Source organism: Actinomadura rugatobispora (genome assembly GCF_055379765.1).
Window position 1 is genome coordinate 1131843 of record NZ_AP029191.1, and the last position, 25122, is coordinate 1156964.

The window sequence follows — 25122 nt, forward strand, 5'->3', positions numbered from 1 at the left end:
GGTCATCGTGATCTCAGGCCCATCGCCAGGAGCACCACGACCAGCGCCGTGACCGCGGCGTAGAGGGCGAGGTCGGCCGGTCTGACCACCACCAGGGCGCTGAGGGCGCCCCACAGCGGGACCCTCAGGACGCGGACGAGCAGGACCGTCCACGCCGCCGCGCGGCTCCCCCGGAACGCCAGCACCACGCCGACCAGGGTGATGATCGCCAGCAGGACGAAGGAGGCGCTGATCACCAGGAGCCACTGCCCCTTGGGCCCCTTGGTCAGCTCGGGCTGTGCGACGAGGAGGGCGAGGGAGGCCACGTCGATCACCGCCAGCAGCGCGGCCAGCAGCAGCCCCGTCACCACCGGCACGCTGCGCCGCAGCCGCCGGAGCCGCCGGGCGGGCGCCTCCTGCGCCCCGGCCCCGGCCTGCCCCCGGCGCCGGGCCTTGGCTTCGGCCTTGGCCGCCTTCTTGTCGCGCCGCTTCTCCGGAGGGGCGGACGCGGTGCCGGGCTGCCCGCGTTCGCCGACGCCCTGGCCCGCGGCGTCCGGGTATCCGCCCTCCGGCGGGGGCGCCGGCGGAGGCAGGCCGACGCCACCGGCCTCACCCCACCCGTAGGGCTGCCCGGCGGGGGCCTCGTCCCATTCGGTCGGGTAGGCGGCGGTGGGGCGTTCGGCGCCGGGAGGCCGGCGGCCGCCCTCCCGCGGCGGGGCGTCCCGGTCGCTGGCGGCCGTGTCCCCCGAGGTCAGGCGGTCGGTGTCGCGCGCGTCCGGATGGTCGCGCCGCTGCATCGGCACGCCCGGCGCGAAGCCCTCGCGGTCGCGCCCGCGCTCGGGAGCGTCCCTGCGGCCCTGCCGGGGCACCCCGCCGGTCCCGCGGTCGACTTCGGTGGATTCGGGTGGGTTCACGGACGGTGACGGGGGGACGACCGGTGTAACGGGATGAGCGCCCGAGCGCTCGCCCAGGAGCCAGAGGAGGGCCGTCTCGGCGGAGGGACGGGCCGTGGGGTCCTTCTGGAGGCACGCTTCGGCGACCTCGCCGATCTGGGCGGGAAGGATCGAGATGTCGGGGGTGTGATGCATGATCCGGTACATCACGGCGGGCAGGGGACCGCCCGCGAAGGGGTCGCGCCCGGTCGCCGCGAAGAGCAGCGTGGCGGCCCAGGCGAACATGTCGGCGGCGGGCGTGATGTCGGTGCCGGTGAACTGCTCGGGGGCCATGTAGGCGGGCGTGCCGACGATCTGGCTGGTGACGGTGGCCCCGGGCTCCAGGGCGCGGGCGATGCCGAAGTCGATCACGCGGGGCCCGTCGGGGCCCATGAGGACGTTCTGCGGCTTGAAGTCGCGGTGGACGATCCCCGCCCGGTGGATGGCGGTGAGCGCGGTGACCGAGCTGATCGCGAGGCGGTCGAGGTCGGCGCCGGCGCGCGGGCCGCGGTCGTGGACGAGCTCGCGCAGCGAGGGCCCGGGCACGTACTCGCTGACGATGTAGGGCTGGTCGCCCGCCATGTCGGCCGCCAGCATCTGCGCCGTGCAGAAGCCGGCGACCCGCTGGAGGAGCGAGAGTTCGCGCACGAAGCGGGCGCGCGAGCCCGCGTCCGCGAGCACCCGGGCGTGCAGGAGCTTGATCGCCACCTGGCCGGAGCCGGACAGGGGACGGCCGAGATAGACCACCCCCTGGCCGCCGGTCCCGAGCCGGGCGAGTATCTCGTAGTCACCGAGCCGGACCGGGTCGGCCCCGGTCAATGGAAGCGTCATCGCCGGCCACCCCCCGCTTGCGAAAGTACGCGAATTTGACCAGGCACAAAACGCGCCGCCGTGGCATCAAAGAGTATAGGTTCGGCCGGCCACGGGCGGGAGATGAGGATGCCGGAGATCAATTGCAGAATTCTTGCGCGGGCGGCACTTCCGGTGCTGCTTGTGACGACCTTCGTCGCGGGCGGCTGCGGGGAGGCCGGCGCGACGATCACCAGGTTGACGGTGGGCACGCCGGGGCCCGATCCGTACGTGCTGGCGGCCGGGACGGACCGGCAGGACGTCAAGCCGAGCCGGCGGGCCGGCGGCACCGAGAACGGCGACATGCCCGGCCTGTACGGGGGCACCCGGCAGTCGGCGAGCTGCGAGGCGGGCAAGCTGGTGGCGTTCCTGCAGGCCAATCCGCAGAAGGCGGCGGCGTGGGCGAAGGTGCACGGGCTCGCCGCCGGGGACATCCCGCGGTACGTGCGGGGCCTCACGCCGGTGCTGTTGCGGGTGGACACATTGGTGACCAATCACGGCTACAAGGACGGCAAAGCCACCCGGATCCAGGCGGTGCTGCGCGCCGGAATGGGGGTGTTGGTGGACCAAAAGGGCATCCCAGCCGTGAAGTGCAATTGCGGCAATCCGCTGACCCCACCGGAAAAGAAGATCTCCCCGGGCAAGGCCGAGTACAAAGGCGCGTCCTGGCCGGGATTCAGCCCGGAGACGGTGACCAAGATCCGCAGTACCTCGGCGGTGGGCTCCTTCGTCCTGGTGAACCCGGACGGCACGATGGCGTTCGACCGGCCGGCCGCGACGGCGGGGGGCGCCGACGGGCCGCCGCAGGCGGTGCCGTCGCAGGAGTCGCCCGCGCCGAGCCCGGGCGGGTCGGGCACCCTGGAACCGGGCACGCCGCCGGGTCCCGGGGGGCCGTCGGAGGTCCCCTCGGGCGGGCCGGGCAGCGAGTCGCCGGGCGGCGGGACGCCGCAGCCGGGCCCGGAGCAGCCCGGCGGCGGCCAGCCGGGCGCACCGGGCGGCGGGCAACCCGGCCAGCAACCCGGCCAGCAGCCAGGCCAGCAGCCAGGCCAGCAGCCCGGTCAGCAGCCCGGTCAGCAGCCAGGCCAGCAGCAGCCCCAGCAGCCCCCGCCGGCGTCGCTGGTGACTCCGGGGACATGGGAGGAGGCCCCCGCCTCGTCCTGAGCGCGCGCCGTACGCTACATTTGCACATATGAGCGGTGCTTCAGACGTTAGGGTCGCCGACGCGGCGGCCGCCGCGGCCGACGCCTGCGCGGTCCGGGTCGTCGACCCGGCGAAGGTCACCATGGTGACCGCCGCGATGCCGGACGGCGAGGTGATCGCCGAGCTGGCGCAGGTGTTCGGGCTGCTGTCGGATCCGGGGCGGCTGCGCGTCATCACGGCGCTGCTCGAGGGCGGCGAGATGTGCGTGTGCGACATCGCGGCGGCCTGCGGGCACAGCGAGTCGGCCGTCTCCCACTCGCTGCGCCTGCTGCGCGCCAACCGGGTGGTGCGGGTGCGCCGCTCCGGGCGCCGCGCCTACTACCGGCTGGACGACTCGCACGTGCGGATGCTGCTCGATCTCGCCCTCGCCCACGTCGGCCACCGCGAGGAGGCCGGATGAGCGGGGGGCACGGCCACGGGCACGGGCATGGGCACGGGCACGCGGTCTCCCCCAACGCGGACCGGCGCTACCTGGCCGCCGCGCTCGCGCTGATCCTGGCGTTCATGACCGGCGAGGTGGTCATCGGGCTGGTGGCGCGGTCACTGGCGCTGATCTCCGACGCCGCGCACATGATGACCGACGCGTTCGCGATCGCGCTGGCCCTGATCGCGATGCGGATCGCCGCCCGCCCGCCGCGCGGCGGCTACACCTACGGGCTGCGCCGCACCGAGATCCTGTCGGCGCAGCTGAACGGGCTGACGCTGATCCTGCTGGCCGCCTTCTTCGTCTACGAGGGCGTGGAGCGGCTGATCCACCCGCCGGAGGTGGCCGGGCAGCTGGTCTTCTTCACCTCGCTGGCCGGGATCGCGGTGAACGTGGCCGCCACCTGGCTGATCAGCAGGGCCGACCGGCGCAGCCTGAACGTCGAGGGCGCCTTCCAGCACATCCTCAACGACCTGTACGCGTTCATCTCCACGGCCGTCGCCGGGCTGGTGGTCTGGACGACCGGGTTCGCCCGTGCGGACGCGATCGCCTCGCTGGTGGTGGCGGGGCTGATGCTGAAGGCGGGGTACGGGCTGCTGCGCGACGCGGGGCGGGTGCTCATGGAGGCGGCCCCGGCCGGGCTGGACCCGAGCGAGCTGGGCGCGCGGCTGGCCGAGCGGCCCTGCGTGGAGGAGGTCCACGACCTGCACGTGTGGGAGGTCAGCTCGGGCTACCCGGCGCTGTCGGCGCACGTGCTGGTGGAGCCCAAGGGCGACTGCCACGCGGTGCGGCGCGACCTCCAGGAGCTGCTGCGGTCCTCGTACGGGATCACCCACACCACCCTTGAGGTGGATCATCTCGACGACGACTTCCACTGCGAGGACCCGCACGGCCCCCGCCACGTGCCCGTGAACCCCGAGCCGCACGAGCACGCCGGCGACAGCCGCTGCGGCCACTGAGCACGCGGCGCTCGCTGAGCACGCGGCGCTCACCGAACACGCCGCGGGACGCGGCGCTCAGCTCAGCGGCGGCGAGATGTCGAGGAGCTTGAGGGCGGCGTCCCAGCAGACGGCGCGCAGCCAGTCGTCGCCCAGGTCCAGGCGGGCGAGCGCCTCGAGCTGGTGAGCGTACTCGTAGGGGATGTTGGGGAAGTCGGTGCCGAGCAGGATCCGGCCGTCCAATCCCAGGTCGCGCAGCCGCGGCAGCATCTCGGGCGGGAAGACGCCCAGGCCGCCGAAGAAGTCGGTGAACGCCATCGTGGTGTCCAGGTGCACCCGCTCGTAGCGGTCGGCCAGATCGAAGAACCCCTCGAACTCGGGGGCGCCCAGATGGGCGATGATCGCGGTGAGCCGCGGGTGCCGGGCCAGCACCTCGCCGAACGGCCCCGGCCCGGTGAACCCGTTGGCGACCGGCCCGGATCCGGCGTGCACGACCACCGGGACGCCGGCGGCGGCGAGCAGCCCCCACACGGCGTCCAGTTCGCGCACCCGCGGGTCGAACCCGCCGACCTGCAGATGCACCTTGAAGATCTTGGTCCCGGCGTCGATGGCGCGGCGCACGTAGCCGGCGGCCCCCGGCTCGGGGAAGAAGGTCGCGGTCGGCACGCACTCGGGGACCCTGGCGGCGAAGCCGGCCGTCCACTCGTTCAGGGCCTCGGCCATGCCGGGCTTGTGCGGGTAGGCCAGCGAGGTGAACGCGCGGACGCCCAGGCCGCGCAGGTGCCCGATCCGCTCCTCCTCGGCGATCTTGTAGCGGATCGGCCACTCGTGCCCGACCAGCGGCCCCGCCGAGTCGAAGTACTCCCAGACGCGCGACATCAGCCGGGGCGGCATGAAGTGCACGTGCACGTCGATGAGACCGGGCAGGCCGAGCGCGCGCCAGAACGCGGGGACCTCGCCGTCGGAGCGCGGACCGGCGGCAGAACGGGATTCAGTCACACTGCCGGAGCCTATCCGTCGCAGTTCACGGCCGGGGCGGCTCGGCCAAAAAAACCGAGCAAGCGATCGTTCAAGTGACGTCGGCCAGCAGCAGCGGGAGCGCGGCGCGCAGCTCGCGGCCCCAGTACGGCCAGCGATGGGTGCCCTGGTAGAAGTGCGTCGCGGCCGGGATGCCCAGCCGCCTCAGCCTGCCCGCGAACTCCAGGCCCACCCGGTGGGCCACCGTCTCCAGCACGTCCGGCCCGGAGCCGGGCCAGGGCCACGGATCGCAGGGTCCCGGGGTGCCGTCGCCCGAGCTGATGTAGAGGCGCACCCCGGCGAGCCGGTCGGCAAGGTCATGCGGGTTGTGCTGCCGCCACACCACGCGCTGCTCGCGCGGATCGCCCCACAGGTCGGTCCAGTCGGCGGCCCGGCCGCCGCCGATCGCGACGCCCAGTTCGACGAGGTCGGGCACGTCCAGGCCGCGCTCGTCGCGGTGCAGGGTGTTGAGCGCCCCGCTGAAGGACGCGGCCGCCCGGAACAGCCCGCGGTGCCGCGCCGCGTACGCCAGCGCGCCCGTGCCGCCCATTCCGGCGCCCGCAATGGCGCGCGCCGTTCCCGCGCCGTATCCGCGTTCCAGGATCTGACAGAGCTCGGTCAGATGGAACGTTTCCCACATCGGCGGCCCGCCTTCGCCGCGATTCCACCAGTCGGAGTAATTGCCGAAGCGGCCGCCGTCGGGCATCACCACGAGGGCGCCGTGGCCGCCGGCGACCCGTTCCAGCGCGGTGCTGGCCGTCCAGGAGGTGTGGTCGCCGCCGCGGCCGTGCAGCAGCCACAGCGCCGGCCAGGTCCGCCCGGCCGCCACCGCCGCCCGTGACCAGCCCCCCGGCAGCAGCAGCCGGACCCGCGCGACCCCCGCGAGGGCGGGCGAGCGGACGGCGAGGTCCAGCAGCCGCGGGCCCGCCCGGCGCTCGCCGACGACGGTGGCGCCGTCGTCCGAGCCGGGCGCGGCGGGGGGCGCGGGACCGTCCGGGGCGATGGACGCCACGAGCGCCGCCATTCCGGCGATGAATCCCATGCTGAACAGACCGTGCCGCCACATGCCCACGCCCCGGACTTTTCCCTGCCGCCTTTACCGGGGAATATCCCCAGGTTCGGCGCCGGTTCAACGCACGGTAACGGAATATAAAATACCTGCGCCGGAGGCCGGGTACGGGGCGCCCGGTAGGGTGTGCCCGGGTGCTGGAGGGAGACGACCGGTCGAGATGCGGAGCAAGCCGGAGCTGCAGTCCGCGATCCGTGCGGGCGGGCGCGCGGTCCTGGTGATCAACGCACGCTCCCGCCGGGGCCGCCGGCTGTACGGCACCGCCCGCCGCCTGCTGGCCGAGGCCGGGCTGGAGTTCGCCGAGGTCTTCCCGGTGGTCGAGCCCGACCGGCTGAACGAGCTGTTCGACGACGTGCTGGCGCTGGAGCCCGACCTGGTCGTGGTCGGCGGCGGCGACGGCACGGTCGCCGAGGCGGTCGGCCATCTGACCCACCGCGACATCGCGCTCGGCGTGCTCCCGCTGGGCACCACCAACAACTTCGCGCGCAGCCTGGAGCTGCCGCTCGACCTGCCCGGCGCGGTCGCGGTGCTGCGCGACGGCAAGGTCGCCGACGTGGACGTCGGCTGGTTCGAGGGCACCACCCCCGAGAACGCCGACAAGACCGGGGACGCCGACAAGACCGGGAACGCCGAGGCCACCGGGAACGCCGGGGACGCCGCGCCGCCGGACGATCCGGCCAGGCACATCTTCGCCAACATGGTCAGCCTCGGCCTGTCGGTGCACGTCGCCGAGCGGGTGCCGCACGAGCTCAAGCGGGTCCTGGGCCAGGCCGCGTACGCGCTGACCGCGGCCCGGCTGCTGCCCCGGCACGAGGCGTTCAAGGCCACGATCCGGATCGGCGGCGAGACCTACGAGATGGACACCCACCAGCTGAACGTGGCCAACGGCGCGCACCACAGCGGCCGGCGCATCGCCCGCGACGCCAGCCCCGACGACCGGCTGCTGGCGGTCTACCGGCTCGGCGACCGGCGGCGGCTGCGGCTGGCCTCGGCGACCGCCCGGCACGTGCTCACCGGGAAGTGGCGGTCGCTGGACGAGGACGCCTTCCTCACCACCGACCACGTGCGCATCGAGACCGATCCGCCGCTGAACGTGGACGTCGACGGCGAGATCAGGGGCCGCACCCCGGTGACGGTCCGGCTGCTCGGCAACGCGCTGCGGGTGGTCGTCCCGCAGTCGTTCGTGGACACCTGACCCGCACCCGCCCGCACCCGCGTGGCGGGCGTTCACTTCCGCCGGGACCGGGCAGCATAGCCGCATGAACGCCGAGATCCTCCAGGGGCTTGACCCCTTCGACATCTTCGACGCCGAGGCGCACCGCCTCGACGCCTACTTCGCCTCGCTCACGGCGCCGGACTGGGACCACGCCTCGCGCTGCGAGGGCTGGTCGGTGCGCGACGTGCTGGCTCACCTGGCCGGCGAGGAGCTCTACAACCACGCCTGCCTCGACGACGACCTCGACGGCCTGTTCGCGGTGATGCAGAAGGAGGGCGTCGACGACGTCGGCTCGTTCAACGAGTGGTGCGTGCGGCAGCGGCGCGACCTGCCGGTCGGCGAGGTCATGGAGGAGTGGCGCCGGAAGAACGGCGAGACCCGCCGCCGGATGCGCGCCCTGGGCGCGGGGGCCGACCTCCCCACCCTGGCGGGCCCGTACCCGGTGGGCCTGCAGACCTTCCACTACGCCTCGGAGTACGCCACGCACGCCGACGACGTGAAGGTGCCGGTGGAGCAGGGCGAGGAGCCGGACCGGACGGCCTGGCGCGCCCGGGTCGGCCTGTTCGCGCTGGACGAGCAGGACTCCCCCGTGCTGGTGGAGGGGATCGCGGGCGGTTTCCGGGTGGAGCTGGACGACGAGACGGCCGAGCTGTCGGCGGCCGACTTCGTGGACGCCACGACCGGGCGGCTCTCCTCCGACCACGGGCTCGACCCGGAGCTGCGCGACGCCCTGGTCTGCCTGGCCTGACCCGGCCGCCCGATCACCGTCCCGGCCGAAACGCGGCCTCGGCCTCGGGCACGGGTTCGCCGGCCATGACGTACGCGCCGCCGCGCAGCCGTCCGATCAGCCCGCGCGTCCACTCGGCGGCGGTGTCGGCCGAGTACACCCACCAGTCGAGAAGCTCGCCGAGGTGGCCGAGCGGCGGCGCCTCGCCGCCCGGCGCCCGGGCCTCCTGGAGGTGCGGCGCCACCGAGGCGCGCCATCCGGCCAGGCCCTCCAGCCGCCGTTCGAACAGCGCGATCGCCTCCGCGCGGGGCAGTTCGGTGAGGAACCCAAGCGCGGCCGACAGCAGCTCGGGGCGCCGGACGTCCACCTCGACGACGGCGGCGCGCAGCAGCCGGAAGAACTCCGCTTCGCCGCTCTCGGTGATCTCGTAGTCGGTACGGGGCGGCCCGGCGTCGCTCTCGGCCACCTCGTGCGCGCGCAGCAGCCCCTCCTTGGCCAGCTGCTTGAGCGCGTGGTAGATCGACCCGGGGTTGACGTTGGCCCACTCGTCGGACCCCCACGACAGCAGCTCCCGGCGCACCTCGTACCCGTGCGCGCGCCCGAACGAGCGCACCCCGCCGAGCACCAGCAACCGCGTCGCCGACATCGTCCCCCCTGCCCGTCCCGTGGCGTCCGGATCAGGACAGGGTATGCCGTCGCCGTCAGGCGGCGGGGGTCTCCGCGATCTCGGCGAGGACGGCCAGGTCCTCGCCGGTCAGGTGGAGGTCGGCGGCGGCCACGTTCTCCTCAAGGTGCGCCGGGGACGAGGTGCCCGGGATCGCCAGCATGGCCGGGGACAGCGCCAGCAGCCCGGCCAGCAGCACCTGGGGCACGGTCGCGCCGTGCCGGTCGGCGACCTCCTTCAGGCGCGGGTGGTCGGGGATCCCGAACCCGCCGAGGGGGAAGAACGGCGCGTAGGCGATGCCGTCCCGCGCGCACAGCTCCAGCAGCGCGGAGTCCCGCGGCCGGGTCAGGTCGAACCAGTTCTGCACGGCCGCGACCGGCGCGATCGCGCGGGCCTCGGCGACGTGCCCGGCGGTGACGTGGCTGACCCCCAGATGGCGGATGAGGCCCTCCTCGCGCAGCCCGGCCAGCACCTCGAACCGTTCGGCGATCGACTCCTCGGCGGACGGCGGTTCGAGTCCGCCGGGGCGCAGGTAGACCAGGTCGAGCCGGTCCAGGCCCAGCTCGGTCAGGTTCCGCTCCACCTCGGCGCGCAGCTCGCCGGCCTCCATCTGCCCGGTCGGGACCGGATCGTCCGGCCCCTTCTGCGGCCCCACCTTGGTGGCGATCACCAGGCCGTCGGGGTACGGCGCCAGCGCCTCCCGGATCATGTCGTTGGCGGCCAGGTCGCCGAGGAAGTAGAAGGCGGCGGTGTCGATGTGGTCGACGCCCAGGTCCACGGCCCGGCGCAGCACGTCCAGGCTCCGCCCGCGGTCGGCGGCGGGTCCGCCGGGGGCGCTCGCCGGCAGCCGCATGGCGCCGAATCCCAGGCGGGAGACGCGCAGGTCCCCGCCGAGCTCAAAGTGACGGTTGATCGTTTCGCTCATGGCCCCACCCTGCCGCGCGCCGGGCCCGGTCCCGCGCCGCTGGCAGCTTGCTGCCAGTCCGCCTCCGGGTTTGACCGTTTCGCCGGGCGCCGAGCAGACTGGACGGCGATGAGCCCCGACCAGGACCGGAACGTGACGCTGCGCGGCGAGGTGGAGCTGGCCGAGCGCGCCGGCCACCTGTTCGGCTACGCGCGGGAGGAGTTCGTCTGCGCGGCCGTCGATCCCGACACCTGGGTGATGCCCGCCGTGCGCGACCAGATCCTCGCCTCCCGCTGGGAGCCGCCGCGCGAGCTGCGGGTCTGCAAGCTCTACAACCCGCGGGCGCTGGCCGACGAGGAGTCCGAGCGGCGGCTGCTGGCCATGGCGGGGCGCGGGGTGGAGGTCCGGATCTGCCCGACCCGGCTGCCCCAGGAGACGATCATCATCGACCGGCGGGTCGCGGTGCTGGCCGGGCCGCCCGTCCAGGGGCAGCGCACCTACACGGTGGTCCGCTCGCCGGAGGTGGTCAAGAGCGTGCGATCGCTGTACTGGGCGACCTGGGAGTCGTCGATCGCGCTGGCCGAGTTCCGGCGCGGCCGGCCGCCGGCGCTGAGCGAGCAGAGCCGGGAGATCCTGCGGCTGCTGGGCGAGGGCTTCAAGGACGAGACGGCCGCGCGCCGCCTGGGCCTGTCGCTGCGCACCTACCGGCGCCGGGTCGCGGAGATCCTCGTCCTGCTGGACGCCGACTCCCGCTTCCAGGCCGGGCGCCGCGCCCACGAGCTGGGCCTGCTGAACTGACCGGGCCGACCGCCCGCGCGGTCAGCCGCCGACCAGCTGGACGAGCCGGATGAAGACCAGCTCCGGGTCTCCGGCCAGGTCGACCACCTCGTCCAGCTCCTCCACCTGCCGGTCGCCGGCGAGCATGAAGAAGCCGTTGGACAGGAACGCCCGCTCGGCGACGGCGGCCTGCCGCTCCCAGTCCAGCCGGCGCGGCTCGCGCGGCCGGTGGCCGTTGAGGTCGGCCTCGGCGTCCGTGGGCTGGACCAGGCCGGTGAAGCGGCGGCCGGGCCGGGCGTTGTGCCGCGCGACCTCCTCGCGGACCCGCAGCCGGATCAGCTCGCGCGCCGTCATGCTGCCGGGCAGGTCGCCGACCTGGAAGGAGGCCAGCGCCTTCCCGGTCGCGGTCTCGTCGCGGAAGGTCACCGCGGGCATGGCTCACACTCCTGGATCGCTCGGATCGTTCAGGCGCCCCGCCCGAGCTGGGCGAGGATGGTCGGGTCGGTGATCGTGGTGTCGGCGGCCAGCAGGAACGCCTTGCTGAGGATCAGCGCCAGGCGCTCGTCCTCGAACGGCAGGAACACCTGCGGGCCCGTGCCCTTGCCGCTCGCGGGGACGATGCACAGGTAGGAGGCGTCGGGCTCCATCAGGATGTTGCCGCTGCCCAGATGGATCCTGTACGTGCGCAGGTCGCCCCGCACCACCAGGAAGCGGCCGTCCAGCTCGCACCGTCCCGCGATCTTGGTGCGCGGGAGGATCCGGGCCAGCGCGTCCCGCCGCACCTCCGCGCTCGCCGTCAGGGCGCCGAAGCCGGCCTCCCGCCAGTACGCCCAGTGCCGCTCCTCGCCGCGGTCCTCCCAGTCCGGGTCGGCCGCGATCGAGGTGACGCCGACGAACAGGTCCACGTCCCGCATCGCCTCGCTGAACACCACGGCGGGCACCTCGGCCAGCGGCGCCTCGCGCCAGGCCCCGCCCTCCCGCCGGGTCATCCTGACCTGGTCGGTCGCGGCCAGCTCGCGCTCGCCGTCGTACTCGGCGTACTCGTGGTGGAAGATCACCCGCCACTCCCCCGACGCCAGCGTGCGGTGGGCGGCGTCGTGGTCGCCGCCGTCCCAGGGCCCCAGCAGCCGGCTCTGCCAGCCGCGCGCCCGGAACAGCGCGAACAGCCGCCGGTAGTGGACGATGTGGGCGGCGAACCGGTTGGAGTAGACGCGGGTCTCCTCCTCGGCCGGGGTGAGCACGTAGATCTCGCGGAACGCCTGCTTGAACGGCTGCCGGAGCCGCCGCTCGGTGATCACGTCGCGCCAGGCGCGCACCTCCTCGGGCGCGGACCGGATCGGATGCCAGAGGCGGACGCGCCCCGCCTCGCCGAGCTCCGCGGCCTCGTCCGGAAGCGCCGCGCGCCACTCGCCCGGCGCGACCTCGAACTCCCAGATCAGGCGGCGGGTCATCGGACCGGCGAGCGGATGGGCGGCCAGGCGCTCGCGCCACTCGGCGTACGGCATCGCGCTCTCGCCCGCGAACCCGCCCTCCAGGGCGCGGGCCAGGGTGGTCAGGTGGGCGCGGACCCGCTTGACCAGGTCGCGCAGGTCCTTGACGGCCGCGGCGTGGTCGCGGCGCACGGCGGCGGGCACCGAGCGCAGCGGCCTGCCGCCCGGCCCCCGCCACTCCAGTTCCGCGCCGTCGCCGGTGACGGTGACGACGGCCTCGTGCTCGCCGAGCGGGGTCCGGTGCGTCCCGTCGGCGGCGAAGCCGAGGGCCGGGAGGCGCAGCGCGACCTCGGCGCGCTCGGCGAGCGCGGCGTCGATCCTCTTGAGCATCTTGTCGAGCTGCTTGGGGACGCCGCCGTGCCGCGTGATCGTGCGGGCCGTGCGCAGCGAGGTCGCCAGCTCGGGGGTGGGGAGGTCCTGGGCGGCGCGGGCCAGCTCGTACAGCAGCGCCTGGGAGGGCAGCGTCTTCGCGGCGGTGGGCGCGACCGCGACGCCGCGCACGATCCGGTCGAGCAGCTCCGGCAGCCACGGCTCGTCGCGGGCGAGGGCGACGCGGGCGGCGCGGCCGAGCGAGGCGACCTCGTCGGCGCCGAACGCCTTGTCGGCCTCGTAGGGGATCTCGCCGGACCGGACGGCCTCGACCCGGTCGCCCGCCGGCTCCAGGACGGACCGCGCGAAGCCGGCGTAGCCGTGGTCCGCCAGGCGTTCCGACACGTCCGGGAGCGGGCTGAGCGGGGTCCACCAGCGCTCGTCGCACGCTTCGGCCAGGAGGGCGTACCCGGTGGCGTCCCATCCGGCCACCAGCCGGAGCTCCTCCCGCGCGATCGGGCCGCACCCCTCCTCGGCCAGGGCGGCCGCCTCGGCGTGCAGGTCGGGCCCGGCCAGCCTGGCGAGACCGAGCAGCGCGAACGGCCGGGTACCGTCCCAGCCCGCGTCCAGCGCCCGGCGAGCGAGAACTCGGGCGGGCCCGGACAGGCCCTCGGGCCAGGGGCCGGTGCAGCGCACCAGCACGCCCAGCGCCGCGCCCAGCTCGCGCGGGCCCGCCCGGTCCGAGTCGGCGGCCAGGTAGGAGAGGAACCGTTCGCAGGCCGCCGGGCCGAAGGTCGGATGCCGGTCCCTGGCCACGCCCTGGAGCAGGGCCTGCGGGGAGTAGCCGTCGCCGGGCTCCGCGGTCTCCCCGGTCACCGGTCCCCCTTGATCTGGCGGATGATGGTGTCGTCGGTGATCGCGGTGTCGGCGGCCAGCAGGAACGCCTTGCTGAGGATCAGCGCCAGGCGCTCGTCCTCGAACGGCAGGAACACCTTCCCCGTGGGTGCGGGGCGCGACGCGACGACGCACAGGTAGGAGTCGTCGGGCTCCATCAGGATGTTGCCGCTGCCCAGATGGATCTTGTACGTGCGCAGATCGCCCCGCACCACCAGGAAGCGCCCCTCGATCGAGCACCGCCCGGCGATCCTGGTGCGCGGGACGATCCTGGACAGCGCGTCCCGCCGCACCTCCGCGCTCGCCGTCAGCTCGCCGAAGCTCGTCTCCCGCCAGTACGCCAGGTGCCGGTCCTCGCCGCGGTCCTCCCACTCCGGGTCGGCCGCGATCGAGGTCACGCCCACGAAGAGGTCCACGTCCCGCATCGCCTCGCTGAACACCGCGGCGGGCACCCCGGCCAGCGGCGCCTCCTGCCAGCGGCGGCCGTCGCGCCGCTCGAAGCGCACCTGGTCGGTCGCGGCGTAGGCGGGCGCGTGGTCGAAGTCGTCCTCGGCGTGCTCGTGGTAGAAGACCGCGCGCCACCCGCCCTCCGCGAAGACCCCCTTCGCCTGCCCGTGGGCGCCGTCGTGGTGCCGCCCGAGAAAGTCGGACTGCCAGCCGCGCTCCTTGAACAGCGCGTACAGCTGCCCGTACCGGACGATGTGGGCGGCGAACCGGTTGGAGTAGACGCCGGTCTCCTCCTCGGCCGGGGTCAGCAGGTAGATCTCGCGGAACGCCTGCTTGAACGGCTGCACCATCGCGTTCTCGTCCACGAACGCCCGCCAGGCGCGGACCTGCGGCGCCGTCGCCCGGATCGGGTGCCACAGCCGCACCCGCGCGCCGGGCTCCGGGCGTGCGAGCTCGTTGCCGTCCACGGTCACCAGCACCTCATCGGCCGGCGTCGCCGCCCGCCACACCCCGTCCCGGCCCTCGAACTCCCAGATCAGCCCGCGGGTGACGACGCCGGTGAGCGGATGGTCGCGGTAGTGCCGGCACCACTCCCCGTACGCCCAGTGGCGGTCGGCCGACAGCAGCCCCTCGACGCGGGCGCGCTCGCCGGCGAGCGTGCGGCGCACCTCCTTGGTGACCGTCTTCAGCTCCCTGATCCCGGCCGCGTGGGCGTCGTCGCCCTTGAGCGAGGCGGGCACCGACCGCAGCGGGCGGCCCTCCGCGCCGGTGAACGTGCACCGCACCGTCCGCGGGTCCTCGATCGTCAGCACCGCCTGGTAGCCGCCGATCCGGCGCTCCAGCGAGCCGTCCCGGTCCAGGCCGTGCCTCGGGACGCCGCGTTCGAGGAGCTGGCCGGGCGTGATCCCCTGCAGCGCGGCGGCGGCCTGGATCGCGGCCTGCACCTGCTTGCGCGCGCCGGGGTAGCGCAGCTCCTTCTCCAGCCCGCGCAGCGCGTCCAGCGCCGCGGGGTCGCCGAACGCGCCGAGCGCGTTGATCGCGGCGTTGGCCAGCGCGGCGTCCCACACCGGCTCCGCGGTGACGCAGCCCGCGCGGCGGATGACGGTGACGAGGTCGTCCAGCGCGGCGGCCTCGCCGGTCAGCGCCGCCGCCCACACGTAGCCGCGGGCGCTCTCGTCCTCGACCAGAACGAGGGCGGTGCCGCGGCCGGGGACCCCCCTGTTCGGCCCCGGCAGATCGGTATGGGCGTACCCGCGCACGGTGGCCAGCACGTGCTCGCGGATCTCCGCGGTCCGCAGCAGTTCGCGGGTGCGCTCCCGCCAGCGCTTCCCGGGGCGGGGGGCCTGCAGCTTGGCGAGGTGCTCGTCGAGGCCCGGGGGGTTGTCGTTCGGCATGCGGAAGATCTTGACATGCGGCAGGGACAGAACCGGGGTTTCCTCACAACCGCGTGGGAACGGGCACTGTTCAACCGTCCGGGCGGCACCTACGCTCGGGACAACGAACAGAACCGGATTCGGGACGGATGATGGGCGCTCCGCACGACGTTGTGATCATCGGCAGCGGTTTCGGCGGCATCGGCATGGCGATCCGGCTCGTCCAGGAGGGCTTCGGGGACGTGGTCGTCCTGGAGAAGGCCGCCGACCTGGGCGGCACCTGGCGCGACAACACCTACCCCGGCGCGGCCTGCGACGTCCCCTCCCACCTCTACTCCTTCTCCTTCGAGCGCAAGACCGACTGGAGCCGCCGCTTCCCGCCGCAGGAGGAGATCCTGGACTACCTGCGGGACTGCGCCCGCGAGTACGGGATCATGCCGCTCATCCGGTTCGGCACCGAGGTCACCGAGGCCCGCTTCGACGAGGGCGCCGGCCTCTGGCACGTCGCCACCAGCCGCGGCGACACGCTCTCCGCCCGCGTCCTGGTCTCGGCGTGCGGCCAGCTCAACCGTCCCGTGCTGCCGGACATCCCGGGCCGCGAGACCTTCACCGGCGCCTCCTTCCACTCCGCCCGCTGGGACCACGGCGCCGCCCTGGACGGCCGGCGGGTCGCGATCGTCGGCACCGGTGCCAGCGCGATCCAGATCATCCCCGAGATCGCCGCGCGGGCCCGGCACCTCACCGTGTTCCAGCGGTCCGCGCCGTACGTCATCGACAAGCCCGACCGGATCTACCGGGGCTGGGAGAAGGCGCTGCTGAGGTCCGTCCCCGGCCTGCACGAGCTGAGCCGCGCCCGCATCTACGCGCTCTACGAGTCCCGCGCGCTCGGCTTCATCAAGTACCCGAAGCTGATGGACCTGCTCTCGCGCCGCTTCCGCGCCAACATGCGCGACCAGATCGCCGACCCCGCGCTGCGCGCGACGCTCACCCCCGACTACCCGATGGGCTGCAAGCGCATCCTCATCTCCAGCGACTACTACCCGGCGCTCGCCGAACCCCACGTCGACCTGGTCGCCGACCCGATCGAGCGGGTCACCCCGTCCGGGGTCCGCACCGCGGACGGCCGCGACCACGAGGCCGACGTGATCGTGTACGCGACCGGCTTCGCCGCCTCCGGCTTCGTCGCCCCCATGAAGATCACCGGACGGGACGGCCGCGAGCTGAACGAGGAGTGGCGCGAGGGCGCCCTCGCCCACCTGGGCATCACGGTCAGCGGCTTCCCCAACCTGTTCCTGCTGTACGGCCCGTACACCAACCTCGGCCACAACTCGATCATCTACATGCTGGAGTCCCAGATCCGGTACGTGCTGGGCTGCCTGCACGCCATGCGGGACGCCGGCCTCGACTGGATCGAGGTCCGCCCGGACGCGCAGGACGCCTTCGGCCGCGAGATGCGCGAGCGGCTCCGCTCCACCGTGTGGGACTCCGGCTGCACGAGCTGGTACATGACCGAGGACGGCAAGGTCGTCAACAACTGGCCGGGCTTCACCTTCGCCTACCGCCGCGCCACCCGCCGCCCCGACCCGCGCCACTTCCGCGCGCGCCGCACTGCCAACCCCTAGCCGCCCGTCTAGGCTCGGGGCATGCCGACCGCTCTCATCACCGGTGCCACCGCGGGCATCGGCGCCGCCTTCGCCCGCCGCCTGGCCTCCGACGGATTCGACCTGGTGCTGCTCGCCCGCGACGGCGACCGGCTCGACCGGACCGCCCGCGACCTGCGGGACGAGTACGCCGTCCGCACCGAGCCCCTGATCGCCGACCTGTCCGCCGAGGACGGCCTCGCCGCCGGGGAGGACCGCTGCCGCCAGGGCGTGGACCTCCTGGTCAACAACGCCGGCTTCGGCAACAAGGGCACCTTCCTCGACGTCCCCGTCACCGACGAGATCACCATGCTGAAGGTGCACTGCGAGGCCGTGCTGCGCCTCACCCACGCCGCCCTCCCCGGAATGCTGGAACGCGGCCGGGGCGGCGTCGTGAACGTCTCGTCCGTCTCGGCGTTCGCCACCCGCGGCACCTACGGCGCCTCCAAGGCCTGGGTGGTGTCGTTCAGCCAGGGCGTGGCCCAGGACATCGCCGGCCGTCCCGGCGGCGACCGCGTCAAGGTGATGGCCCTGTGCCCCGGTTTCGTCCACACCGAGTTCCACGACCGCGCCGGCATGGACACCTCGTCCATCCCCGGCTTCATGTGGCTCGACCGCGACAAGGTCGTCGACGCCGCCCTCCGCGACCTGCGCCGCGGCGTCCAGGTCAGCGTCCCCAGCCCGCAGTACAAGGCCATCGTCGGCGTCAGCCGCCTCATCCCCCGAGAACTGGTGGGCCGCCTCTCCAACAAGACAGGCCGCAAGTACGGCCCCCAGCGCTGACTCTTGTCACGGGGTGTGGGACAGGGCACGGTGGAGGCGTCGGCGAGGGGGCGCCGGCTCCCACCCCGTGCTGTCCCGTGAAAGGCCTCCGATGGGTCGCGACCTCGGTTATGCCGCCCTTGCCCTGCTCTCCACCAGCGCCTACTACGTGGCCTTTCTCGTGTTCCGGATCGCGGCGGGGCGGATGCCGCCGTTGCGCGGGAGCCGGCCGTTCCACGCGGCGTGGCACATGGTGACGGATCCGGTGTGGTTCTCCGGGGGGCTGATCCTGTTCCTGGGGCTGGCGTACCAGGTGGTGGCGTTCACCGCGATGCCGCTGTCGGTGGCGCAGCCGATCTTCGCGATCAGCCTGGTGTTCCTCGTGGTGTACGCGGTGTGGTTCCTGGGCGAGCGGTTGAACGGCCGCGAGTGGTTCAGCGTGGCGCTGTTCGTCCTCGCGACGGTCCTGATCGGGCTGTCGTCGGGGTCGGAGCGGCCGCTGGAGGCCGAGGCCACGCTGGTGGAGACGTTGAAGGCGCCGTGGCTGATGCTCGCGGTGATGGCTCCGGCGCTGGTCGTGGCGGCGATGGTGTGGCTGGTCGGGGACCGCCGCGCGGGCGGGAGGCATGCCCGGAAGCTGGCCGGGGTCGCGTACGGGATCGGGGCGGGGGCGTGCGCCGGGCTGGCCGAGGCGGGGATCCGGGGGATCTCGCTGGTGTACGAGGACACCGGCGACCTCGTGAGCGTGCTGGTGTCGCCCTACCCGTACCTGACGGTGGGCATGGCGGGGCTCGCGCTGATCCAGCTGCAGATCGCGCTGCAGCGCTGCCGGGTGGCGATCGTGGCGACGGTGCTGACGGTGATCGGGCGCGCGTACCTGGTGCTCAGCAGCATCGTGCTGTTCGGGGAGGACTGGCCGCAGGACATGGGGCCGTTCCTGCTGCGGGCCGGGGGGCTGACGCTGGCGCTGATCGCGCTGGCGAGCTTCCCGCGGTACGAGGAGCCCGAGGCGGAGGAGGCGGCCCGGGTGCGGCGGGCGCCGGCCGCGCGGCCGGCTCGGTCCCCATTGCTCTGATCGCGTTGCCCGCGGGCCTTCCGTGCCGGAATGCTGGGGCGCATGCGGGTGCTGGTGACGGGTGCGGCGGGATACGTGGGGTACGCGGTGGGGCGGCGGCTCCTGGCGGCGGGGCACGAGGTGACGGGGCTGGTCCGGGGCGCGGACCGGGTGCTGCCGCCGGGCGTGCGGCCGATCATCGGTGATCTGCTCGATCCGGCCGGGCTGGGCCCGGTGCTGGACGAGCCGTACGACGCGGTGTGCCATCTGGCGGCGCTCACCCGGGTGCGCGAGTCGTTCGCCGAGCCGCTGCGGTTCTTCACCGCCAACGTGCAGGGGACGGTCAACCTGCTGGAGGCGCTGCCGCCGTCGGTCGCCGGGATCGTGTACGGCTCGACCGCCGCCGTGTACGGGACGCCCGACCGGCAGCCGATCCCCGAGGAGCAGACGCCCGCGCCGACGAGCCCGTACGGGGCGTCGAAGCTGGCGGCCGAGCAGGTGGTGCGGTTCCACGCCCGTGCGGGGTCGGCGGGCGCGATGGTGCTGCGCACGTTCAACGTGGCGGGGTCGGTGGACGGGCGGCCCGATCCGGACGAGACCCGGCTGATCCCCAAGGCGCTGGCGGTGGCCGCCGGGACGGCCCCGCATCTGGAGATCAACGGTTCGGGCGGGGCGGTCCGCGAGTACCTGCACGTGGACGATCTCGCCGCGGCGCACGTGCGGGCGCTGGAGACGGTGCGGCCCGGCGACGAGCGGGTCTACAACGTCGGCAGCGGGGCGGGCGCGTCGGTGCTGGAGGTGGTCACGGCGGTGGAGGAGGTGACCGGGCGGGCGGTGCCGACGGTGCGGCGCCCGCCGCAGCCGGAGCCGCCGCTGCTGGTGTGCGACGCGCGGGCGGTCCGCCGCGAGCTCGGCTGGCGGCCGGTCCGCTCCGCGCTGCCGGAGATCATCGGGGACGCGTGGGCCGCCCTGCTCTCCGCGGGCGGATAAAATCCGAGCGTGCCCGAGCCCAAGTTCGAAGTGCAGATGCTCCACGACCGCGTCATGATCAAGGTCGAGAAGGAGGCCGGAGAGCGCCGCAGCACCGGAGGCATCGTCATCCCCGCCACGGTGGAGCAGTCCAACCGCCTGGCCTGGGGCGAGGTCTGCGGGGTCGGCACGCACGCCCGCACGGTCAAGGTCGGCGACCGCGTGCTGTTCCATCCCGAGGACCAGTACGAGGTGGAGATCCAGGGCGAGAACTACCTGGTCATGCGGGAGCGCGACCTGCACGCCATCGCCAACGAGCGCCCCGAGCACGGCACCGGCCTGTACCTGTAGCCGACATTCGTCAGCGCTGCGTACTGTAAAAGTCGCGCTCCGATGCCAAGATGTGATGATCCCGCGGACCAGGTAAGGATCATGACAGAGCGCGACCCGCACGGCCTGAGCGGCCCCGCCAGCTCCCGCATCTACGATTTCTCGATCGGCGGGAAGGACAACTACACCTCCGATCGTGAGGCCGCCCTGGAGGCCTTCGCGGCGTTCCCGGCGGCCCGGCACCTGCCGCGCGAGAACCGCAAGTTCATGCGGCGCGCGGTGCGCTTCCTGCTGGAGGCGGGGGTCCGGCAGTTCATCGACGTCGGCTGCGGCCTGCCCGGGAAGGGCAACGTGCACCAGGTGGCGCACGCGGTCGATCCGGACGCGCGGGTGGTCTACGTCGATCACGACCCGGTCGCGGTGGTGCACTTCCAGGCGCTGCTGCACGCGCTGCCGACCGCGATCGCGGTGCACGCGGACGCCCGGGAGCCGGAGGGCATCCTGAACCATCCGGAGGTCGCCGCGCTGATCGACTTCGACCGTCCGGTGGGGGTGCTGATGATCAGCGTGCTGTGCCATCTGCGGGACGAGGAGGGCCCGGAGGCCGCCGTGGGCGCGTTCCGGGACGCGGTCGCGCCGGGCAGCCACCTGGCGCTGTGCGAGTTCACCGACGAGAACCTGACCGCGCGGGAACGTTCCGTCAGCGAGGAGCTGACCCGGCGGAACGGCGTCGTGGTCACCTTCCGGTGCCGGGAGCGGATCGCCGGTTTCCTGGACGGCTTCGAGCCGGTCGAGCCGGGCCTGGTGTACGCGCCCGAGTGGCGGCCTGACCGCCCCTACGACGAGCCCACCGGCTGGCTGCTGGCGGCGGTCGCCCGCAAGGTCTGAAACGCGGCCCGGGGCCGGAGTCAGACGACGATCGCCGCCGTGGACCCGGCGCGGGCCTTGGCGATGCGGAGCTGGGCGGGGATGCGGGCGCGCAGTTCGGCGACGTGGCTGACGATCCCGACGGCGCGGCCACCGTCGCGCAGGCCGTCCAGGACGTCCATGACCTCGTCGAGGGTCTCCTCGTCGAGGGTGCCGAAGCCCTCGTCGACGAACAGGGTGTTGATCTCGGTGCCGCCGGCCTCGGCGGTGACGACGTCGGCGAGACCGAGCGCGAGCGCCAGCGAGGTGATGAACGACTCGCCGCCCGACAGCGTGACCGGGTCGCGCTGCCGCCCGGTCCAGCCGTCGACGACGCGCAGGCCGAGGCCGCCGGCGCCCTTGGCGCGGTCGCCCGCGGCCTTGTCGGTGGTGTGCTGGAGGGCGTACCGGCCGGCCGACATCCGGTCGAGGCGCTCGTTGGCCGCGTCGACGACCTGTTCCAGCCGGGCGGCGAGCACGTACGCCGACAGCGACATGCCGAGCCGGTTGGCGGCGGACTTCCCGGACGCGAGCCCGGCGAGGCGTTCGGCGACCCGGTGGCGTTCGGCGGCGGGGCGCCAGGCGCGGACGGCGCCGTCCAGTTCGGCGCGCAGCTCGGCCAGGCGGTCGCAGCGGCGGCGGGCCTGCGCCACGGCGCTCACGGCGGCCTCGCGCGCGGACTCGGCGAGCTCCACGGCCGCCTCCAGCGCGGGCAGGTCGGGGGCGGGCGCGGCGGCCGCGGCCTTGAGCGCGGGGTCGGCGAGGGCGGACCGGATCGCGGCCTCCTCGTCCTCGAAGCGGCGGACCCGGTCGCGCAGGACGGCCTGGTCCTCGTCGGCGAGGGCGGCGGCGGTGACCTCGGCGGGGTCGCGGAAGCCCTCGTTCGCCGCGGCGGCCTTGGCCTCGGCGCGGGCGGCGGCCAGCTCGCCGGCGGCCCGGTCGGCCTCCTGCAGCGCCCGGACCGCCTCGGCGAGGCCGTCGGCCTCGCGGCGCAGCCGCTGCGCGCGGGCCTCCAGGGACGGGTCGTCGCCGCGGGCCGCGTCGAGCTCGGTGCGCAGCCGGGCCTGCTCGGCGACCAGCTCGCCGTCGCGGGCCCGGTTCGCGGTGAGCGCCTGGGCGATCTCGTCGCGGCGCTCGCGGGCCTGCTCCAGCTCCCGCTCGGCGCGGTGCACGGCGTCCTCCAGCCGTTCCGCCTCGGCCGCGGCGGCCACGGCGGCGGCAAGGGCGCGCTCGGCGTCCTCCAGCTCGGCGGCCAGCTCGGCGACGCCGGTCTCCTTGACCTCCTCCAGCATCGCGTCACGTTCGGCGCGCAGCGACTCGACGGCGCGGGAGGCGTCCTCGCGCCGCCGCTGGGCCTGGTCGTAGGCGGACTCGGCGCGGGCCTCGTCGTCCTCGCCGATGAGCGCCCCGAGGGTGGACGCGGGCCGGGGGTGCTCGGTGGAGCCGCAGACCAGGCAGGGCTCGCCAGGTTTCAGGTCGTCGGCCAGGGCCGCGGCCATGCCCTCCAAGCGCGCCTGGCGCAGCTCCTGGAAGCGCTCGCGGGCCGTCTGGGCGGCGTCGACGGCGGCGCGGTGCTCGTCCTCGGCCTGCCCGAGCCGTCCGAGGACCTGGTCGCGGCGCTCGGCGAGACCGAGGCGGCGCCGCGCGTCCTGCACGGTGACTTCGGCGCCGGGACGGACCGCGGCGGCGATCCGGGCGTCCTCGTGGGCTGCCCGCCGCTGCTCGAGCACCGCGGGCAGTTCGTCGAGGGACGCGGCGGCCCGCGCCTCCTCGGGCTCCAGCCGCTCGCGCTCGGCGGCCAGGCGGTGGCCTTCGGCGGTGACCTGGGTGAGCCGCTGGGCGACGGCGCGCTTGGCGTCGAGCGCGGCCATGTCGTCGCGGCGCGACCGCTCGGCCTTGGCCAGGACGTCCTCGGCGGCGCCGGGCCCGACCAGCGCGGCGACCCGGGACCGGGCCAGGCCCGCGCTGTCGTGGGCGCTCTTGGCGCGGTGCGTGCGGTCGGTGAGGTTGCGGACCAGCGGGACGACCCGGTCGGCCCGCGCGGCGGCGTCGAGCCGCGAGGTGAGCCGGGAGCGCTCCTCGGCGCCCTCCTGGAGGACGTCGCGGCGGCGCAGCGCGTCGGTGTGACGGCGGCGCGCGTCGACGAGGCCCCGGGCGTCGTCGTAGGCGGCGCGCGCCGCCTCCACACTCTCGGCGGCCCCGCCCAGCAGCTCCTGGGCCGACCGGCGCACGTCGTGGTGCTGCCCCGCCAGCTCGGCCGCCCACGCGGGCAGCGCCTGGATGTCGCCGAACGGCTCGTCCGGCTCGGCGGCGGGCTCGCCCCGGCGCGGCCGCGGCACCGGCCCGGACGGCCGCGGAGCCGTGCGCGGGGGCGGGGCGCCGGTCGTCTCGGCGATCCGGTCGGCGACCGACTCGGCCGCCGCCCGCAGCTCGGACGCGTCGCGCCCGGTGGCTGCGCGGCGGTCGGCCAGCCACTTCTCGACCTGGGTGTAGACCTCGGCGGCGAACAGCCGCTCCAGGACCTTGCGGCGCTCCTCGGCGCCCGCGCGCAGGAAGGACGCGAACTCGCCCTGCGGCAGCATCGCCACCTGGCAGAACTGCGCGGCCGTCATGCCGAGCAGCTGCCCGATCTGGTCGCCCGCCTCGTCCAGCCGCGTGGACAGCGCGATCCACGCGCCGTGCTCCAGCTCCTCCAGCAGGACCTTGGCCTTCTCCTGGGTCGTGCCGGAGCCGCGCAGCTTGGGACGGTCCCACGCGGGCGACCGGTGGATCCGCAGCCGCCGCCCCCGGATCGTGACCTCCAGCATCACCCGCGGCGCCGTGCCCGCCGCCGCGTGGTCGCTGCGCAGGCCCTTCACCGCGTTGCGGGCGCCGGGGACCTGCCCGTACAGGGCGAAGCAGACGGCGTCGAGCACGCTGGTCTTGCCCGCCCCGGTCTGCCCCTGGATGAGGAACAGCCCGGCGTTCGACAGCGCGTCGAAGTCGATCTCCTCGGTGCCCGAGAACGGCCCGAACGCCGTGATCTCCAACCGGTGCAGTCTCATAGGAGCGCGTCCCTCTGCCGGCAGCTCTCGAACGCCTCGTGCAGCAGCTCCCGCTCGGCCTCCGACGCCGCGGCCTCGCCCATCTCGGCGACGAAGTCGCCCGCGATGTCGAGCTCGGAGCGCTCCCTGACCCGCTCGGACCAGGTGCGGGCGTCCTCCCCGGAGCCGCCCTCGGGCTCGAAGCCGAGCACCAGGGCGTGCGGGAAGCGGCGGCGCAGGCGCTCCATGGCCGAGGACGGGCGGCGCGGGTCGGTGAGCGTGATCTGCAGCCAGTGGTCCCGGTAGGTCTCGTAGCGCGGGTCGGTGAGCAGGTCGTCGATCCGGCCCCGGACGCGGGCGACCCGGCGCGGCACCGGCGCCTCCACGAACTCCGACCGCAGCGCGGCGCCGCCGGCGCCGCCCTGCTCCAGCTCGATCAGCCAGGAGCCCTTGACGTGCCGCTCCTCGGAGAACGAGTAGGCCAGCGGGGAGCCCGAGTAGCGCACCCGGTCGGTCATCCGCTGCCGCCCGTGCAGGTGGCCGAGGGCGGCGTAGTCGACCCCGTCGAACACGCCGGCCGGGACGTTCGCCGCGCCGCCGACGGAGATGTCGCGCTCGCTCTCGCTGGGCTCGCCGCCGGTGACGAACGCGTGCGCCATCACCACCGAGTGCAGGCCCTGCCGCCGCCGCGCGTCCAGGTCGGCCCGGACGCGGCGCATGCCCTCGGTGAGCGCGGCGGCGTGGCTGCGCTCGTCCAGGCTCCACGGGTGGCGGACCAGCTCGGGCTCCAGGTAGGGGATGCCGTAGATCGCGGCGTCGCCGACGACGACGGGCTCCCCCACGCGGGCCGGGTCGGTGCGGATGTGCACGCCCGAGTCGTCCATCAGCGCGGAGCCGAACCCGAGCCGCTGGACCGAGTCGTGGTTGCCCGCGATCAGCACTACCCGGGCCAGCTCGCGCAGCCTGACCAGGGTCTCGTCGCACAGCCGGACGGCGTCGACGGCGGGCAGCGCGCGGTCGTAGACGTCGCCGGAGACCAGCACGCACTCGACCCGCTCCGCACGCACGGTCTCGACCAGGTGGTCGACGAAAGCGGCCTGGGCCGCGAGGAGGCCCTCGCGGTGAAAGGATCTGCCGAGATGCCAGTCGGAGGTGTGGAGGAGTCGCATGTCGCCAGACACCCTAGGCATCACCTCCGACACATCCGGCGCAGAAACGCCGTGGTTCCC

22 protein-coding genes are annotated in these 25122 nt (G+C 74.4%); 12 read left to right on the forward strand and 10 right to left on the reverse strand.

The window, feature by feature from the left end; genetic code table 11:
* Positions 1 to 2 precede the first annotated feature (2 nt).
* Positions 3 to 1742, reverse strand: a complete 1740-nt coding sequence (locus ACZ466_RS04445; protein ID WP_378282110.1) for a serine/threonine-protein kinase — start codon at positions 1740 to 1742, stop codon at positions 3 to 5.
* A gap of 162 nt (positions 1743 to 1904) precedes the next feature.
* On the opposite strand from ACZ466_RS04445, the gene ACZ466_RS04450 reads away from it, so the two are divergent.
* The 3 genes from ACZ466_RS04450 (at position 1905) to ACZ466_RS04460 (ending at position 4343) form a co-directional block, all read left to right on the forward strand.
* On the forward strand, positions 1905 to 2921 hold the full coding sequence (locus tag ACZ466_RS04450) for a DUF6777 domain-containing protein (RefSeq protein ID WP_378282109.1): 1017 nt from the start codon (positions 1905 to 1907) through the stop codon (positions 2919 to 2921).
* A 121-nt stretch (positions 2922 to 3042) separates the two neighbouring features.
* A complete protein-coding gene (locus ACZ466_RS04455) occupies positions 3043 to 3360 on the forward strand; it encodes an ArsR/SmtB family transcription factor (protein ID WP_464042874.1) in 318 nt (105 codons plus the stop codon).
* A complete protein-coding gene (locus ACZ466_RS04460; RefSeq protein ID WP_378282107.1) occupies positions 3357 to 4343 on the forward strand; it encodes a cation diffusion facilitator family transporter in 987 nt (328 codons plus the stop codon). The genes ACZ466_RS04455 and ACZ466_RS04460 overlap by 4 nt, the downstream gene beginning before the upstream one ends.
* 57 nt (positions 4344 to 4400) lie before the next feature.
* Here ACZ466_RS04460 and ACZ466_RS04465 read toward each other — a convergent pair whose 3' ends face one another.
* Both ACZ466_RS04465 and ACZ466_RS04470 read right to left on the reverse strand, forming a co-directional pair.
* Positions 4401 to 5321, reverse strand: coding sequence for an amidohydrolase family protein (locus ACZ466_RS04465; RefSeq protein WP_378282106.1), 921 nt, complete (start codon positions 5319 to 5321; stop codon positions 4401 to 4403).
* 70 nt (positions 5322 to 5391) lie between these two features.
* The gene (locus tag ACZ466_RS04470) at positions 5392 to 6405 is read right to left on the reverse strand and encodes an alpha/beta hydrolase (protein ID WP_378282151.1); all 1014 of its coding nucleotides are present in this window, start codon (positions 6403 to 6405) and stop codon (positions 5392 to 5394) included.
* Between the two features lie 163 nt (positions 6406 to 6568).
* On the opposite strand from ACZ466_RS04470, the gene ACZ466_RS04475 reads away from it, so the two are divergent.
* Positions 6569 to 7603, forward strand: a complete 1035-nt coding sequence (locus tag ACZ466_RS04475; RefSeq protein ID WP_378282105.1) for a diacylglycerol/lipid kinase family protein — start codon at positions 6569 to 6571, stop codon at positions 7601 to 7603.
* A 64-nt stretch (positions 7604 to 7667) separates the two neighbouring features.
* Complete coding sequence (locus ACZ466_RS04480; RefSeq protein ID WP_378282104.1) at positions 7668 to 8372, forward strand: maleylpyruvate isomerase family mycothiol-dependent enzyme; 705 nt, start codon at positions 7668 to 7670, stop codon at positions 8370 to 8372.
* 13 nt (positions 8373 to 8385) lie between these two features.
* Here ACZ466_RS04480 and ACZ466_RS04485 read toward each other — a convergent pair whose 3' ends face one another.
* Both ACZ466_RS04485 and ACZ466_RS04490 read right to left on the reverse strand, forming a co-directional pair.
* Complete coding sequence (locus ACZ466_RS04485; RefSeq protein WP_378282103.1) at positions 8386 to 8997, reverse strand: PadR family transcriptional regulator; 612 nt, start codon at positions 8995 to 8997, stop codon at positions 8386 to 8388.
* A 55-nt stretch (positions 8998 to 9052) separates the two neighbouring features.
* Positions 9053 to 9940 carry an oxidoreductase gene (locus ACZ466_RS04490; RefSeq protein ID WP_378282102.1) on the reverse strand — a complete coding sequence of 296 codons (888 nt, stop codon included), beginning with the start codon at positions 9938 to 9940 and terminating at the stop codon, positions 9053 to 9055.
* Positions 9941 to 10048: 108 nt separating this feature from the next.
* On the opposite strand from ACZ466_RS04490, the gene ACZ466_RS04495 reads away from it, so the two are divergent.
* A complete protein-coding gene (locus ACZ466_RS04495) occupies positions 10049 to 10717 on the forward strand; it encodes a helix-turn-helix transcriptional regulator (protein ID WP_378282101.1) in 669 nt (222 codons plus the stop codon).
* 21 nt (positions 10718 to 10738) lie between these two features.
* On the opposite strand, the gene ACZ466_RS04500 is transcribed toward ACZ466_RS04495, so the two are convergent.
* The 3 genes from ACZ466_RS04500 to ACZ466_RS04510 are packed head-to-tail and all read right to left on the reverse strand — an operon-like array spanning position 10739 to position 15230.
* A complete protein-coding gene (locus tag ACZ466_RS04500) occupies positions 10739 to 11131 on the reverse strand; it encodes a hypothetical protein (RefSeq protein ID WP_378282100.1) in 393 nt (130 codons plus the stop codon).
* 29 nt (positions 11132 to 11160) lie between these two features.
* Complete coding sequence (locus ACZ466_RS04505; protein ID WP_378282099.1) at positions 11161 to 13371, reverse strand: DUF4132 domain-containing protein; 2211 nt, start codon at positions 13369 to 13371, stop codon at positions 11161 to 11163.
* Positions 13368 to 15230, reverse strand: coding sequence for a DUF4132 domain-containing protein (locus tag ACZ466_RS04510; protein ID WP_378282098.1), 1863 nt, complete (start codon positions 15228 to 15230; stop codon positions 13368 to 13370). The genes ACZ466_RS04505 and ACZ466_RS04510 overlap by 4 nt, the downstream gene beginning before the upstream one ends.
* Positions 15231 to 15358: 128 nt before the next feature.
* On the opposite strand from ACZ466_RS04510, the gene ACZ466_RS04515 reads away from it, so the two are divergent.
* The 6 genes from ACZ466_RS04515 to ACZ466_RS04540 all read left to right on the forward strand — a co-directional run bounded on the left by ACZ466_RS04515 (position 15359) and on the right by ACZ466_RS04540 (position 20852).
* Positions 15359 to 16831 (forward strand): flavin-containing monooxygenase, encoded by a 1473-nt coding sequence (locus ACZ466_RS04515; RefSeq protein WP_464042879.1) that lies wholly within the window; start codon positions 15359 to 15361, stop codon positions 16829 to 16831.
* 21 nt (positions 16832 to 16852) lie between these two features.
* The gene (locus ACZ466_RS04520; protein ID WP_378282096.1) at positions 16853 to 17632 is read left to right on the forward strand and encodes an SDR family NAD(P)-dependent oxidoreductase; all 780 of its coding nucleotides are present in this window, start codon (positions 16853 to 16855) and stop codon (positions 17630 to 17632) included.
* A gap of 91 nt (positions 17633 to 17723) precedes the next feature.
* Positions 17724 to 18686 (forward strand): DMT family transporter, encoded by a 963-nt coding sequence (locus tag ACZ466_RS04525; protein ID WP_378282095.1) that lies wholly within the window; start codon positions 17724 to 17726, stop codon positions 18684 to 18686.
* A 30-nt stretch (positions 18687 to 18716) separates the two neighbouring features.
* Entirely contained in the window at positions 18717 to 19655 is a 939-nt protein-coding gene (locus ACZ466_RS04530) for an NAD-dependent epimerase/dehydratase family protein (RefSeq protein ID WP_378282094.1), read from the forward strand.
* 9 nt (positions 19656 to 19664) lie between these two features.
* Positions 19665 to 19985, forward strand: coding sequence for a GroES family chaperonin (locus tag ACZ466_RS04535; protein WP_378282093.1), 321 nt, complete (start codon positions 19665 to 19667; stop codon positions 19983 to 19985).
* 81 nt (positions 19986 to 20066) lie between these two features.
* Positions 20067 to 20852 carry an SAM-dependent methyltransferase gene (locus ACZ466_RS04540; protein WP_378282092.1) on the forward strand — a complete coding sequence of 262 codons (786 nt, stop codon included), beginning with the start codon at positions 20067 to 20069 and terminating at the stop codon, positions 20850 to 20852.
* A gap of 20 nt (positions 20853 to 20872) precedes the next feature.
* Here ACZ466_RS04540 and ACZ466_RS04545 read toward each other — a convergent pair whose 3' ends face one another.
* The gene (locus ACZ466_RS04545; RefSeq protein WP_378282091.1) at positions 20873 to 23914 is read right to left on the reverse strand and encodes an AAA family ATPase; all 3042 of its coding nucleotides are present in this window, start codon (positions 23912 to 23914) and stop codon (positions 20873 to 20875) included.
* The gene (locus ACZ466_RS04550) at positions 23911 to 25062 is read right to left on the reverse strand and encodes an exonuclease SbcCD subunit D (RefSeq protein WP_378282090.1); all 1152 of its coding nucleotides are present in this window, start codon (positions 25060 to 25062) and stop codon (positions 23911 to 23913) included. Before ACZ466_RS04550 ends, ACZ466_RS04545 begins: the two co-directional genes overlap by 4 nt.
* Positions 25063 to 25122 lie beyond the last annotated feature (60 nt).